The organism is Curtobacterium sp. AC268, from assembly GCF_979258745.1.
On sequence record NZ_OZ409878.1, the window covers coordinates 452,630 to 465,750 of the forward strand.

Below are 13,121 nucleotides of genomic sequence, written 5' to 3' on the forward strand. Positions count from 1 at the left end.
GCACGCTACGCAGCGCCTTCTGGGCCGCCCCGCAGACTTCTCCGATCAGTCCGCGAAACGCGGTCGAGGAGCCGTTCGTGGGCCTCCAGGACGTCCGCGATGCGCACTCCGGACAGGCACGGGTGGCCGGGGACCGGGCACTCGCGAGCGCGGCTGAGACGGCACGGTGCGGCCTGGTCGCCGAGCAGCTCGACGAGCGGGGCGTACGGTGCCCACTTCACGGCGGGGACGACGGGCGAGAACAGGCTCACGATGGGCGCTCCGACGGCCGCGGCGAGGTGGGCCGGACCGGTGTTCCCGACGACGACGACCTCGGCTCCGGCGAGGACGGCCGCGAGTTCGGCGGGGCTGGTGCGGCCGCCGAGGTCGATGCCGGTGTCGCCGGCCACGGCGGCGGTCAGTGCGCGTTCGCCGGGGGAGCCGGTGACGACGACGGGGACGCCACGCTCGGCGTAGGCGGCGACGAGCGCACGGTGGTGGGACTCCGGCCACGACCGTGCCGGGACGCTGGCTCCGGGGTGGACGACCACGTAGCGGTCGAGGCCGGCCACGGGCGGGGGCAGGACGGCGTCGTGGCGCACCGCGAGCCTCCCGTCGTCGTCCGGCGGCAGCCGGAACCCGGCCGCCTCGGCGATCCGCAGCGCGCGTTCGGGCTCGGGGAGGTCCTCGGGCAGGTCCTCGCCTGGGCGCAGCCGCACGTCGAGCAGGGACCCGGGGTGGTCGACCGAGGCCCCGGAGACCCGGGGGACCCCCGCCAGGCGCAGGAGCAGCGCGAGGGGCAGGGGCGACTGGTGGAAGGACGTCAGGACGACGGCCTCGTCGGGCTGTTCCTCGGCGACCAGCGCGCGGAACTGGGCGAGCAGGGCGTCGTCGATCGGGCGTGCGGTCTCGGTGACCCACGGTGCCGCCCACACCCGCACCCGGTCGATGCCGGGCAGCAGGTCGGCTGCAGGCGCCCCCTGCGGTCCGCACAGCATCGTCACGTGCGCGGCACCGGCGGCGACCGCGCGCACCGCGAGTCCGGCGACCAGGACGTCCCCGAAGGAGTCGAGTCGGGCGACGAGGACGCGCCGACCGGCGCTCACGCCCGGTCCGCCACGCTGCCGACGTGCTCGAGCACCAGGGTGACGGCCTCGTCCAGGTCCGCGGCGACGGTGTCGGCCTCGTCGACCTCCTGACGGCGGGTGCGCGGGGTGGGCACGAGGATGCCCTGCGCGCCGGCGTTCCGGGCGGCCTGCACGTCGGCGCCGATGTCGCCGACGACGACGATCGACGCCGGCGGGATGCCGAGCCGCTCGGCGGCCTCGAGGACCATCCCGGGCCGGGGCTTCCGGCACGCGCAGTCGTCGCCGGCGTCGTGCGGGCAGACGCACCACACGTCGAACGGGCCGACGAGCTCGTCGACCCGGGCGTTGGTGGCGTCGACCTGTTCGCGGGTGGCCATGCCCTTCGCGATCACCGACTGGTTCGTGACGACGCCGAGCTGCAATCCGGCGGCGCGCGCCCGTTCGACGGCGCGGCGAGCACCGGGGACGGGGACGACCAGGTGCGGGTCGGCGTTGTACGGGACGTCCACCACGAGGGTGTCGTCGCGGTCGAGGAGCAGGCCGCGGATGACGCGGTCCGGTGCGAGGGCCATGCTCCGTGACTACCGCTCGACGGCCGGGGGCCGCCCCAGGAAGAGCCGCGGAGCGCGGTCCCGGCAGGACCGTCAGCGTGTCGGGTCTACCGTCGCGGCGGTGACCGCCCTCGAGAACCTGCCCGACCCCGACGGACGCCCGGAACTGCTCGTCCTGCGTGCCATCAAGCTCGGCGACCTGCTCGTCGCCGTCCCCGCGCTGCACGCGCTCCGTCGCGCGTTCCCCGACCACCGCATCACCCTGGCCACCACGGCGTGGCTGGCGCCGGTCGTCGAACTCGTGCCGGCCGTGGACGTCCACCTGGCCCAGCATGGTCTCGACCACCCGATCGCGGTGCCGCACGGTGCCGTCGACATCGCCGTCAACCTGCACGGCGCTGGCCCGGAGTCCTCGGACCTCGTCGCCGCACTCGCCCCGCGCCGGGTCATCGGGCACGCCGACCCGACGCACGACTACCCGGGCCCGGAATGGCCGCACGACGTGCACGAGCGCGACCGCTGGGCGGACCTGCTCACGTGGCACGGCATCCCCGCGGACGCCACCGAGGTCCACATCGACCGCCCCGCCGAACCGCCGCTGGTCGCCGACGCGGCCGTCGTGCACGTGGGTGCCTTCCACGGTGCGCGGCACTGGCCGACGGACCGCTTCGCCGATGTGGTGCGCGGGCTCCGGGCGCGCGGTGCCGACGTGGTCCTGACAGGAGGCTCGGACGACGTGGTGCGCGCCCGTGCCGTCGCCGACGCGGCCGGTCTGGCGCCGGAGGCGGTCCTGGCCGGCACCCTGGACCTGCAGGCCTTCGCCGCGGTGATCGCCGCGGCACGGCTCGTCGTCACGGTCGACACCGGTGCTGCGCACCTGGCGACCGCCTACGGGGTGCCCTCGGTCGTGCTGTTCGGCCCGGCACCGCCCGAGGCGTGGGGTCCGCCGTCGACCGGCCCGCACATCGTGCTCACCGACGCCTCGGTCCGTCGCGGCGACGTCTTCGCCGAGGACCCGGACCCGGCGATCCTGGCCGTGACCGCGGACGACGTGCTGGCCGCGGTGGACCGGCTCCGGGTGACCGCTCAGGCGGCCGGGCGGTAGCGTCGACCGAGAGCGACCCGGACCTGCCGGACGCTCGGAGGGAGTCCTTCGTGTTCGAAGCCGCGAACATCCGTGACTGGATCGGTCTGCCGGTCGTCGACGAGGCCGACGACAAGGTCGGCACGCTCGAGAGCATCTACTACGACACCGCCACGTCCGAGCCGGCGTTCGGTGCGCTGACCACCGGCATGGTCGGGTTCCAGAAGCTCGTCTTCGTCCCGCTGTTCGGCGCCACCGTCGCCCCGAAGCACCTGCGGGTGACGTTCCCGAAGAAGCTCGTCAAGGACGCCCCGTCGATCTCGACCGACGGCGAGCTCGACGCCGCGACCGAGCCCGAGCTGTTCCAGCACTACGGGCTGGAGTACCGCACCGGCAGCGGCGGCGAACGCCGGCTCGGACGCCGCTGAGCCCGTCCCGCCCCACCGACCGACCCGATCCGACCGACCGATCCGCCGCACCCGCCCGGAGGCCGCAACTGCTCCGCTCCGCCCGTACGACGCTGCTCGCCGCCCTGGCGGCGGTCGCCGTCGTCGGGCTGGTGGTGGCCGGGGTCGCGGCGCCGGGACCGGTGGAACCCGCGTCGGCCGCGCCGATGTGGCCCGTCCCGCAGCCCTACCCGGTGCCGGACGACCCGTCCGAGCCGCTCGCCGACCTCCCGCCGGGCAGCGAGTACGTCGCCCTGGGTGACTCGTACTCCGCCGGCTACGGCCTGGGCGACCGGACCCGGCTTCCCACCAGCGCGTGCGTGCAGTCGGCCCGTGACTACCCGCACCGGCTCGCGGCGCGGTTCGGCCTCGACCTGACCGACGTCACGTGCGCGGGTGCCACCAGCGAGGACGTCACGACCGGACACCAGTTCACGGGCGTCCCCCCGCAGATCGAGTCGCTGTCGTCGCGCACCCGCCTCGTGACCCTGACCATCGGCGGCAACGACGCGGACCTGTTCGGCACGGCCGCGTCGTGCCTGGCGATCTCGGCCGACGGCCCGGTGTTCTCCGGACGCGACGCGCCGTCGTGCGAGAGCACGCTCGTGCGGGACGGTGGGGACCAGCTCAGCCTGAAGATCCAGTCGCGTGTCGCGCTCGGGATCGCCGACACCCTCGCAGCGGTGCAACGGGCCGCGCCGAACGCCGTCGTCGTGTTCCTCGGGTACCCGGCGATCTTCCCGGACGCCGAGCACACCCCGGCGAAGGGCTGCTTCCGCTCGGCGCTCGACCTCGGCACGCTCGCGGGGTCGTTCCCCTCGGACACCTTCCCGTTCACCGACGACGACGTGGCGTACCTGCACGGTGTGCAGGAGGAGCTCGACGCCGTGTCCGCATCCGCCGCCGACGCCGCCGGGGTGCGGTTCGTCGACGTCCTCGAACGCACCGAGGCCCACTCGGCCTGCGCCCCGCGGGACGAGCGCTACGTCGCCGGTGTCAGCCTGACCGGCTCGAGCGACCTGCGACGCATCGACCTGAAGGCCGGCGCCCTGCACCCGAACGGCCGCGGAGTCGCGTACCTCACCGACCAGATGGCCGACGCGATCCGGGAACTCGCCGGCTGACCCGTCCGGACCCCGCGCTGTCCGGGTGGGCCGCCGGTGGGACGACGCAGACCGGTGCCGCCGTCTCACGGACGACGTCGTGGAGCAGTGCGCCGGACAGCACCCGCACGTGGCCCCGTCCGAGCACCACGAGCGACGCCCGCCGGGTACGCGATGCGATGGCGTGCCCCGGGTGTCCCTCGACGAGCAGCGGCCGGATCCGCACCGCCGGGAACCGCGCGGTCAGCGACTCGGTGACCCGCTGCAGCAGTTCGGCGTTCCGGGCGCGCCACCGCAGGGGGTCCTCGGCGAAGTCGGTGAGCCCGGTCCGGGTCAGCACGGGCATCTCCCACGCCCGGAGCAGCGTCAGTCGTCGGTGCAGCCGGACGGCCTCGGCCACGGCGATCGAGACGGCCCGTTCGTCGATGGGTTCCTCGACCGCCAGCACCACGTCGCCGTCGATCGGGTGCGGGCCCTCGGGGACGATCACGGTCGGCACGGCCGCACGGACCGCCACGCGCGCCGGGTCGCCGCCGGCGGTCGAGCCCCGTCGGCTCCGGAAGGTCCCGATCACCAGCAGGTCACCGCCGTCGGACTCCTCGACCAGGGCGCTGGCGAACGGCCCCGCGTGCCGGTGCACCTCGACGGTGGCTCCTGGCAGGGCGGCGCGAGCGGCTTCGGCCAGGCGGTCGGCGACCGGTTCGGGGCCCTCGATCGCCGGGTCGGCACCGATGATCCGGATCCGCTCGATCCCGCTGTCCGCGCGGGCGGCGATCCACCGCAGCGCCTCGTCGTGCGGCATGGCGGCGTCCGCGGCCAGCGTCACCGTCGTCCATCGTTCGTCCATCCCGATCGGCCTCCTCCATCGCAGGTCCTCCGGGGGCGTCACACGGCGCTCCGTGCGCCACACGGTACTCCCGGCGCGGACGTGGGGAACCGGCGGTGGGACCGGACACGTCGGGTGGTGCGCGGCCCGTGTGCAGTGATCCGGGCCTCCCGGCCGGTTCTGCGTAGTCTCGGGGCGTGGTCGTGAGCGCCGGACTGTTGCTGCACCGGACCGGTCCGTCCGGACCCGAGGTCTTCCTCGCGCACATGGGCGGACCGTTCTGGCGGAACCGGCCGCGTGCCTGGTCGATCCCGAAGGGGCTGGTCGAGGCGGGCGAGGAGCCGCTCGGCACCGCGCTGCGCGAGTTCGCCGAGGAGATCGGCGTGCCCGCCCCGGTGACCGCCGCGGACCTGACCGACCTGGGGGAGTTCCGGCAGGCGTCGGGCAAGCGCGTGCGGGTCTTCGCGGCGCGGGCGTCGGGGTTCTCGGTCGACACCGTGCGGAGCAACACCGTGCGGCTCGAGCTGCCGCGCGGGTCGGGGCGCTTCGTGGAGGTGCCCGAGGTGGACGACGCGCGGTGGGTCGGCCTCGACGAGGCGCGGGAGCTGGTGGTCGCCGGGCAGGTCGCGGCGCTCGACGCCCTGGTCGCGCTCGGTCGGGGTGCTGGCGGTTCCTGACGCCCCGCTCATGTTGGTCGAGCGGTCGCGACCTGTCGTCCGGCGGGCCTCCAGGCGACACTTCTCGGCCGCTCGGCGATCGGCGCGCGGCAGGTCCTGACCACTCGTCGGGACCTTCTTGCTCGTGTCGTGCCCCGGACACGAGCCGCGCCCGCTGGATAGTCTGAGGGGGTGTCGGGTTCTCCGGCGCCACACCAGGGGAGTACGCATGCGGCGCTGGCGCGCGATCACGGCTGGGCTGACGGCCCTCGCACTCGGAGCAGGACTCGCGATCGGCGGCGCGACCAGTGCGTCGGCCGAGCCGGTCGGCAACTGGGGGACCTTCACCCTCAGCGGAGCGAGCCGGGCCTACACCGGCACGATGACGCTCGCCGGGTTCCCCGAGACGACCTTCACGTCGGACTCCCGGCAGTCGACCGTCGTCAGCGGGGCATCGACCTGGCAGTCGGCGTCGACCCCGTCGGGCACGGTCTACGGGACGAGCCGCGGCCAGACCTACATGAACCAGCGGCCGAACGTCGACTCGCCCACGTCCGGCGCATCGACGACCACCTACACGTTCGCCGAGCCGACACCGGGCGCCCAGAGCTGGTCGTTCGTGCTCGGCGACGTCGACGCCGATCGTGCGACCATCTCGGCCACCGTCTCCGGGGGCGGCGCCGCGACCGCGGAGCAGCTCGGCTACGTGAGCTCCTACAACTCGTGCTCGGCCGCCGTCGCCGGAGGACCGTCGTGCACCGCCGACCCCGACGGCACGACCGGACGGGACCTGCCCTCCTGGGACCCCACCACCCGGACCCTGACGGGCAACACCGGCGCGGTCGACACCGCCGGCGCCACGGCGTGGTTCACGCCGACCGTCTCGCTCACCAGCCTGACGATCACGTACCAGCAGCGCAGCGGTTTCCCGGTGTACCAGACCTGGTTCGCCAACCGCACCGCCGCGATCACCGGCACGGCGACCCTCGACGGAGCGCCGATCCCCGGGGCGATCGTCCGCGTCACCGCTCCGCGCGGCACCGTGTACACGACGACGACCGACGCCGACGGCACCTACGCGTTCCCGCAACTGCCGGTCATCGCGAACTACCGCGTCGAGATCACCCCGCCGGACGGTGCCGAGGGCCCTGACCAGCCCGCTCGGGTCTCCCTCGCCCAGGCAGGCTCGCCGGGCGGCGTGGACCAGCAGGCCGACTTCGCGTTCACGTCGCCGGAGGACACCGTGTCGGTCATCGGCACCGTGGTCGACGAGGACGGCCGACCGGTCTCGAACCTCGAGGTCGTCATCACCGACCCGGTCACCGGGGACGTCCTCGTCGACACCACGACGAACAGCGACGGGGTCTACACCGGCTCGGACCTGCCGGCGGACACCGAGCTCGACGTGTCCGTCGCCGACGAGCCGCCCGTGACCATCACGACCGGCGACGACGGCGCGGCACCGGTCGTCCCCGACGAGATCGATGCCCCGGCCGCCGTCGTCGCGACGGTCGCCGGTGTGGTCTCGCTCGACGGCTCGCCCGTGCCCGCTGGCGCGGTGGTCGAGCTCGTCGACGGCACGGGCGCCGTGGTCGCCTCGACGGAGACCGATGCCGACGGCCGCTACGTCTTCGCCACCGCAGCGGGCACGTACACCGTCCGGACCGAACGACCGGAGCCAGGGGCGACCGGGGCGACGTCGAACACCGGTGTGCCGGCCGTCGCTGGCGAGCGTGCTTCGTCCGACCTGCCGTTCGCCTCCGCAGCCCCCGCCGCCGAGGTCACCACCGACCAGCCCGGCACGGTCGTCGACACGAACGGCGAACCCGTTCCCGACGTCGAGGTCGTCGCGGCTCCGACGGACCCGCAGTCCGGCGATCCCGTGTCGGTCGTCACGGACGACGACGGTGCGTTCGACCTGACCGGACTGGAGCCCACGACGGAGTACGCCGTCTCGGTCGACGTCGAGGGTGCCGAGACGGCGACCGTCGTCACGCCGGAGTCGGGGGCTGCGACGCCGCTGGCGTTCGTCGTGCGGGCTGCGGCGGGCCCGGCTCCGGCTCCGTCGCCGTCGCCGTCGCCGAGCGGTTCTCCTTCGGCGACTCCGACCGACCCCGCCGCCGGCTCGGGCTCCGGCTCCGCGCCGGTCTCGGGTCAGGGCGATGCAGGGGACGGTCGACCGCTCGCCTACACGGGCGCGGACCTCGGCCCGGGACTCATCGCCGCCGGGGTGCTCGTGCTGCTCGGTGCGGCGCTGCTGACCTACCGCGCGGTGCGCAACCGCCGCCGCACGGACCACCTTCAGGACTGACCGCGCGGCGGGCGCAGGACACGACGCCGCGGGTACGCCGAGGGGTCACGAACCGTCGCCCGCCGACCCCGCAGACGACAGTTCGTGCGACCCCGACGCCCCCGGCAACGGCGTGTCGTGACCACTCGAGGCCCGGGCACCGCGCGCGTCGGCCGCCGCCGCACAACACGCCGCCGCGGGGACGCCGAGGGGTCACGAACCGTCGCCCGCCGACCCGTCAGACGACAGTTCGAGCGCCGCCGACGCCCCGCCGACGGCGTGTCGTGACCACTCGGAGCCCGGGCACCGCGCGCGTCCCCCGCGGCCGCACAACACGCCGCGCGGGGACGCCGAGGGGTCACGAATCGTCGCCCGCCGACCCCGCAGACGACAGTTCGTGCGACCTCTACGCCTCGCTAACGGCATGTCGTGACCACTCGAGGGCCGGGCACCGCGCGCGTCCCCCGCGGGCGCACACCACGCCGCCGCGTGTCCGCCGAGGGGTCACGAACCGTCGCCCGCCGACCCGTCAGACGACAGTTCGAGCACCCCCGACGCCCCGTCGACGGCATGTCGCGACCACTCGACGCGCCGACCTCCCGCGTCCGCCGCACGACCGCCGCCGGCCCCTAGCGCGTCCGCGGCCGCCGCACCGAACCCGTGACGACGCCGATCGACCCCGTGACCGTCTGGATCGCCCGCCCGACGACCGGCACCGACGTGGTGACGACCGCGAGCGACGATGTGATGGCCTCGATGGACGAGGTCGACAGGTGCTCCTGCATGTGCGTGTGCACCGGGAACCCACGGCGCGCCAGCACGACGACCCCGAGTGCGCCGACCAGCACCGCGGCACCGGCGAACGGCAGGTACTGCAGCCCGACGATCCCGAGGGCCTGCCCGCCGAACGCCGCACCACCGGCGATGCCGATGTTCGACGCGCCGTTGACCAGCGCGCCGGCGATGTCGGGGGAGACGCCTCCGGCACGGATCGCCGCGGCCATGAAGAGCGTGCCGGTCGTGCCGTTGGCGGCCATCCAGACCCCCGCGACGACCATCGTCCCGATCAGGGAGCCGTGCACGAACGGCATCGTCGCGAAGGCCACGGCCATCACGGCGACCGAGGCGATCAGCGTCTGCCGGGGCGCACGGTCCACGAACATGCCGGCGAGCCACAGCCCGACGACACCGGTGCCACCGAGCACGAGCAGTGCCCCGCTCACCATGCCCGCGTCGAGCCCCGCGTCGATCGCGTACGGCCCGATGTAGGTGTAGACGACGTAGTGCCCGCCGAACAGCAGCATGTCGGCGATCACGACGGACAGCAGTCCGGTGCGCGCCCAGGCCTTCGGCGACCCGATGTGCGGCGACGAGGCACCGCGGACGGCGGGCAGGAACAGCAGGGCGACGACCGCGAGTGCCGCTGCGGCGACACCGACGGAGAACACGGCCTGGCGCCAGCCGATGTGCTGCGCGACCCAGGTCGCGACGGGCACGCCGAGCACGAACCCGAGCGAGCTGCCCGAGTACACGAACGCGATCGCCCGCCCGGCCAACCGCGGCGGCACGATCCGGGTCGCGTACGCCGAGGCGACCGAGAAGAACAGTGCGTGCGCGATGCCGCCGACGACGCGTCCGGCGCAGACGACGGCGAACGACGGTGCGAGCGCGACCATCAGGTTCGACACGGTGTAGCCGACGAGCGTGGCGACGAGCACGGTCTTGCGGGGCAGCTTCGCGGTGAACGCGGTGAGCGGCAGCGCGAGGAGCGCGACGGCCGCGGCGTACACGGTGATGACGATGCCCATGGTGGCCTCGGTCACGCCGAGGTCGGCGCTCATCGTGCCGAGCAGCCCGACGGGCATGAGCTCGGTGGTGATGGCGAAGAACGTGGCCAGTCCGAGCACGGCGATGCCGACGATCGACTGGGTGGTGACGGTGATCGGCCGCGTGTGGGTCGACACGGCCGAGGTGGTGGTGTTGGTGGACACGCTGCTGACCTCCTCCGAGGCACGGTGGAGCGCGCGACGATGCCGATCGTTCTGACGGCGGTGACCGGGAAGGTCTGCGGGGCGCGCTCGCTGGCGGATGTGGATGATGTGGGTACGACTCCACGACGAGTGCGCTCATCCAGTGTTGCACGATGGAACGACTCTCGCGAGGGCATCCAGCAAATACATCGGAGCGCTCCAACGAAACACTCAGCTGCCGGTCGCTCGCTCAGTACTCGTTCGTCACCCGGCCCTGGACCCCGCCGCCGCGTAGCTCGATCGTCAACGTGCCGCTCCTGGACTGCGCGGACATCGACACCGATCCGTGCAGCGCGGCCTGCCGCGGGAAGCACGCCGTCGACGACTCGATGCGGTCCGCCGTCGCCACCAGGCAGATCGTCGACCGGTCCGTCCCGATGCCGGCCCAGACGTTCCAGGGTGTCTCGGCGGTGCCGCCGTCGAGCGCGCGGTTCGTGAAGACCAGTCGCGTCGTGTGCAGGCTCACCGGCGCAGCGACCGGCCCCGGCAACTGGTCGGCGTACGTCTGCGGGACGTCGAGCAGCTGTTCGAGCGTGATCGTCCCGGCCGTCGGCGTGACGCTCGGCGCTGCGGCGACGTCGGGTCGCGCGGTCCCGACGAGCGTCCCGGCGGCGAACGCGACGCCCACCGCCGCAGCCGCGCCGCCCGCGATCCAGGCGCGTGGTCGTTCCGTCCACAACCACCGCCGCCACCGGGTCCGTCCGGTCGGCTCGGCCTGGAGGCCCGGCTCGTCCCCGCCGCCGCCCCTCGCGTCGTCGACGTGGTCGCCCCCACCGCCGTCGGTCACCTCCGACACGTCGGCTCCAGCAGGCACGGCAGCCACGCCGGCGGGCGAGGACACGGGACCGGGCGCGGGCGCCTGCGCGGTCACGGACGCGTGCCCTGGACCCGATCGCGTCGCGGACGGGACGGACGTGCGGACCGGCTCCGGGCCTCCCGGCCGTGGATCCCGCGCCGTCGCGACCGCACGCGCGCGGGGTCGCCGTCCGCGTTCCAGGTCCTGCAGGGCGATCCGGGCGCGCGCCGCGTCCGCCGGGCTCGATCCTGCTCCCCAGGCGACGGCCTCGAGCCGTGCCCGTTCCGCTGCCACGTCGTCGTGGGCCATGCGCACTCCCGCTCTGCCGGTCGCGTGGACAGGTCCATCGTGGCACCGCGCAGCCGTGCGCGCGCACCCAGAACGAGGGAGTAGGCGTGGTGCATGAGCACCGACCCCATGCCGCAGCACGACGCCGACGCCGAGACCCTCGAGCCGCTGAGCCACGACACCCAGTCCGGCGAGGCCGACTACGTCGCGACCAGCCCCGGCGGCGCTGGCACGGAACGTCACGTACCGACCGCCGACGAGGAGCAGGGCCGCGGCACCGAGTACGACCCGGTCGACCAGGGACCGCAGCAGGAGGGCCAGGGCGGCTAGCGGACCACCCGTCGCAGCACGGCGCGTTCGCCGTAGGTCCAGGCCGCACTCGTCACGACGTAGAGCGCGGCGGCGAGTGGTGCGATCGCCGCGAACACGACCGTGAGGAACGGCACGTACCGACCCACGGCGGCGGTCGCGGCGGCCCCGGGGACCCCCGGTTCCGGCGCCGGCACCGGGTTCCAGTGGGCGTTCGACCGGCGGCTGAGCTCGACGACGACCGCCAGCACCGCCAGCAGGACCAGCACCACCCAGGCGTGCACCCACAGCGGCGACGTGAGCGTGACGACGAGCGAGTGGCCGAGCGGGACCCCGACGAGCGTCGCCTCCAGCAGGGCGTTCGCGGTGCCGTCGATCGAGGCGTGCGTGAACAGCGCGTAGACGAGCGACACCACGGGTGCCTGCGCCAGGACGGGCAGGCACCCGGCCAGCGGCGAGACCTTCTCGTCGGTGTACAGCTGCTGCACCGCTCGCTGCAGCCGCTGGGTGTCGCGGCCGTGGCGCTTCCGGAGCGCCGCGAGCCGGGGTGCGAGGCGCCGGCGGTCCCGTTCGGCCCGCACCTGCAGCACGGAAAGCGGGACGAGCACCAGGCGGACGGCCAGGGTGAGGAGCACGACGGCGATCGCCGCGGCGAACGAGCCGGCGACGGGGGAGAGCGCCGCGGTGAGGGCGGTGACGAGGTCCGCGCCGCCGTGCAGCAGCGGGCCGACGAGGGGCAGGGTGGACAGGTCCATGACGGTTCCGATCGGTGGTGGGTCAGCGGGGGTGCGCGAGCGGCCCGGCCACCGGTCGGTGGTCAGGCCGGGGTCGCGACCCCCGGTGCCCGTGAGCGGACGTGGCCGTCGGCGTCGGGGTGGCTCCACCCGATCCGGGTGACCAGGTCGGGCACCGCTGACTGATCCGACACGGATACCGACCCGACCCCGAGGACGGCCGCCAGCACCGCGACGAGCAGTCGGGCGACGACGACGGTCACGGCGACCGCGGTCAGCCCGAGTGCCGCCACGGCCAGCAGGGGCAGAACCCCGGCGGCCGGGTCGCCGAGCACCAGCGCGGCGGTGGCGCGGAGCAGCAGCAGGACGGCGGTCATGGTCCGTTCAGCGTAACGCCCGCGTGCCGTCGAGGACCGGAAGGTGCGGCGGGGGAGGATCACGGCATGACCGCAGGTTCGCCGAGCACCCCAGCGACCGTCGCGCTCGAGGCGGCCGGGGTCCCGTACACGCCGCACGTGTACGAGCACCACGAGAGCGCCACCAACTTCGGAGAAGAGGCGGCCGCCGCCCTCGGGCTGCGCGAGGAGCAGGTCTTCAAGACCCTGGTCGTCTCCGTCGACGGCACCCTCGCCGTCGCGATCGTGCCGGTGGCGAACCGGCTCGACCTCAAGGCGATCGCCGCCGCGGTCGGGGGCAAGAAGGCGACGCTGGCCGATCCCGCCCTCGCCGAGAAGCGCACGGGCTACGTGGTCGGCGGGATCAGTCCGGTCGGCCAGAAGACCCGGCTCCGCACCGTGCTCGACGAGTCGGCGCTGTCGTACGCGAGCATCTTCGTGTCCGGCGGACGTCGCGGGTTCGACGTCGAGGTGGCACCGACGGACCTCGCGCGGATCACCGAGGCGGTCGCCGCACCCATCGCGCGGACCTGAGTCGAGTCGCCG

General features: G+C 74.3%; 14 protein-coding genes. 7 read left to right on the forward strand and 7 right to left on the reverse strand.

The window, feature by feature from the left end; translation table 11 throughout:
* Positions 1 to 5: 5 nt before the first annotated feature.
* Together ACZZ9K_RS02195 and ACZZ9K_RS02200 are read right to left on the reverse strand one after the other, a co-directional pair.
* The gene (locus tag ACZZ9K_RS02195; protein WP_463443233.1) at positions 6 to 1,085 is read right to left on the reverse strand and encodes a glycosyltransferase family 9 protein; all 1,080 of its coding nucleotides are present in this window, start codon (positions 1,083 to 1,085) and stop codon (positions 6 to 8) included.
* Positions 1,082 to 1,639, reverse strand: a complete 558-nt coding sequence (locus ACZZ9K_RS02200) for a D-glycero-alpha-D-manno-heptose-1,7-bisphosphate 7-phosphatase (protein ID WP_463443234.1) — start codon at positions 1,637 to 1,639, stop codon at positions 1,082 to 1,084. The genes ACZZ9K_RS02195 and ACZZ9K_RS02200 overlap by 4 nt, the downstream gene beginning before the upstream one ends.
* A gap of 100 nt (positions 1,640 to 1,739) precedes the next feature.
* On the opposite strand from ACZZ9K_RS02200, the gene ACZZ9K_RS02205 reads away from it, so the two are divergent.
* The 3 genes from ACZZ9K_RS02205 to ACZZ9K_RS02215 all read left to right on the forward strand — a co-directional run bounded on the left by ACZZ9K_RS02205 (position 1,740) and on the right by ACZZ9K_RS02215 (position 4,272).
* Positions 1,740 to 2,723, forward strand: a complete 984-nt coding sequence (locus ACZZ9K_RS02205; RefSeq protein ID WP_463443235.1) for a glycosyltransferase family 9 protein — start codon at positions 1,740 to 1,742, stop codon at positions 2,721 to 2,723.
* Positions 2,724 to 2,773: 50 nt separating this feature from the next.
* Positions 2,774 to 3,130 carry a PRC-barrel domain-containing protein gene (locus ACZZ9K_RS02210; protein ID WP_027465587.1) on the forward strand — a complete coding sequence of 119 codons (357 nt, stop codon included), beginning with the start codon at positions 2,774 to 2,776 and terminating at the stop codon, positions 3,128 to 3,130.
* A gap of 185 nt (positions 3,131 to 3,315) precedes the next feature.
* Positions 3,316 to 4,272: an SGNH/GDSL hydrolase family protein gene (locus tag ACZZ9K_RS02215; protein WP_463443236.1), complete on the forward strand. Its 957-nt coding sequence runs from the start codon at positions 3,316 to 3,318 to the stop codon at positions 4,270 to 4,272.
* On the opposite strand, the gene ACZZ9K_RS02220 is transcribed toward ACZZ9K_RS02215, so the two are convergent.
* On the reverse strand, positions 4,229 to 5,098 hold the full coding sequence (locus ACZZ9K_RS02220) for a universal stress protein (RefSeq protein ID WP_463443237.1): 870 nt from the start codon (positions 5,096 to 5,098) through the stop codon (positions 4,229 to 4,231). The genes ACZZ9K_RS02215 and ACZZ9K_RS02220 overlap by 44 nt on opposite strands.
* A gap of 176 nt (positions 5,099 to 5,274) precedes the next feature.
* On the opposite strand from ACZZ9K_RS02220, the gene ACZZ9K_RS02225 reads away from it, so the two are divergent.
* A complete protein-coding gene (locus ACZZ9K_RS02225; RefSeq protein ID WP_463443238.1) occupies positions 5,275 to 5,754 on the forward strand; it encodes an NUDIX hydrolase in 480 nt (159 codons plus the stop codon).
* A gap of 208 nt (positions 5,755 to 5,962) precedes the next feature.
* On the forward strand, positions 5,963 to 8,044 hold the full coding sequence (locus ACZZ9K_RS02230; protein WP_463443239.1) for an MSCRAMM family protein: 2,082 nt from the start codon (positions 5,963 to 5,965) through the stop codon (positions 8,042 to 8,044).
* 608 nt (positions 8,045 to 8,652) lie between these two features.
* On the opposite strand, the gene ACZZ9K_RS02235 is transcribed toward ACZZ9K_RS02230, so the two are convergent.
* On the reverse strand, positions 8,653 to 10,014 hold the full coding sequence (locus ACZZ9K_RS02235) for an MFS transporter (RefSeq protein WP_463443240.1): 1,362 nt from the start codon (positions 10,012 to 10,014) through the stop codon (positions 8,653 to 8,655).
* A gap of 229 nt (positions 10,015 to 10,243) precedes the next feature.
* Complete coding sequence (locus tag ACZZ9K_RS02240; protein WP_463443241.1) at positions 10,244 to 10,849, reverse strand: hypothetical protein; 606 nt, start codon at positions 10,847 to 10,849, stop codon at positions 10,244 to 10,246.
* A 402-nt stretch (positions 10,850 to 11,251) separates the two neighbouring features.
* On the opposite strand from ACZZ9K_RS02240, the gene ACZZ9K_RS02245 reads away from it, so the two are divergent.
* Positions 11,252 to 11,467: a hypothetical protein gene (locus tag ACZZ9K_RS02245; RefSeq protein WP_027465592.1), complete on the forward strand. Its 216-nt coding sequence runs from the start codon at positions 11,252 to 11,254 to the stop codon at positions 11,465 to 11,467.
* Here ACZZ9K_RS02245 and ACZZ9K_RS02250 read toward each other — a convergent pair.
* Positions 11,464 to 12,201 carry a YidC/Oxa1 family membrane protein insertase gene (locus tag ACZZ9K_RS02250; protein WP_463443242.1) on the reverse strand — a complete coding sequence of 246 codons (738 nt, stop codon included), beginning with the start codon at positions 12,199 to 12,201 and terminating at the stop codon, positions 11,464 to 11,466. The two genes, ACZZ9K_RS02245 and ACZZ9K_RS02250, sit on opposite strands and share 4 nt — an antisense overlap.
* A 62-nt stretch (positions 12,202 to 12,263) precedes the next feature.
* Entirely contained in the window at positions 12,264 to 12,557 is a 294-nt protein-coding gene (locus tag ACZZ9K_RS02255) for a DUF6412 domain-containing protein (RefSeq protein ID WP_463443243.1), read from the reverse strand.
* Positions 12,558 to 12,623: 66 nt separating this feature from the next.
* Between ACZZ9K_RS02255 and ybaK the strand changes: the two genes are divergently transcribed.
* Positions 12,624 to 13,109, forward strand: a complete 486-nt coding sequence (gene ybaK / locus ACZZ9K_RS02260) for a Cys-tRNA(Pro) deacylase (RefSeq protein ID WP_071244681.1) — start codon at positions 12,624 to 12,626, stop codon at positions 13,107 to 13,109.
* Positions 13,110 to 13,121 lie beyond the last annotated feature (12 nt).

What these genes read in the sequence shown, in the direction of transcription:
- ACZZ9K_RS02245 (WP_027465592.1), top strand. Translation starts at nt 11,252, where the DNA reads ATGAGCACCGACCCCATGCCGCAGCACGACGCCGACGCCGAGACCCTC.
- ACZZ9K_RS02200 (WP_463443234.1), bottom strand. Translation starts at nt 1,639, where the DNA reads ATGGCCCTCGCACCGGACCGCGTCATCCGCGGCCTGCTCCTCGACCGC.
- ACZZ9K_RS02255 (WP_463443243.1), bottom strand. Translation starts at nt 12,557, where the DNA reads ATGACCGCCGTCCTGCTGCTGCTCCGCGCCACCGCCGCGCTGGTGCTC.
- ACZZ9K_RS02250 (WP_463443242.1), bottom strand. Translation starts at nt 12,201, where the DNA reads ATGGACCTGTCCACCCTGCCCCTCGTCGGCCCGCTGCTGCACGGCGGC.
- ACZZ9K_RS02215 (WP_463443236.1), top strand. Translation starts at nt 3,316, where the DNA reads ATGTGGCCCGTCCCGCAGCCCTACCCGGTGCCGGACGACCCGTCCGAG.
- ACZZ9K_RS02220 (WP_463443237.1), bottom strand. Translation starts at nt 5,098, where the DNA reads ATGGACGAACGATGGACGACGGTGACGCTGGCCGCGGACGCCGCCATG.
- ACZZ9K_RS02230 (WP_463443239.1), top strand. Translation starts at nt 5,963, where the DNA reads ATGCGGCGCTGGCGCGCGATCACGGCTGGGCTGACGGCCCTCGCACTC.
- ybaK (WP_071244681.1), top strand. Translation starts at nt 12,624, where the DNA reads ATGACCGCAGGTTCGCCGAGCACCCCAGCGACCGTCGCGCTCGAGGCG.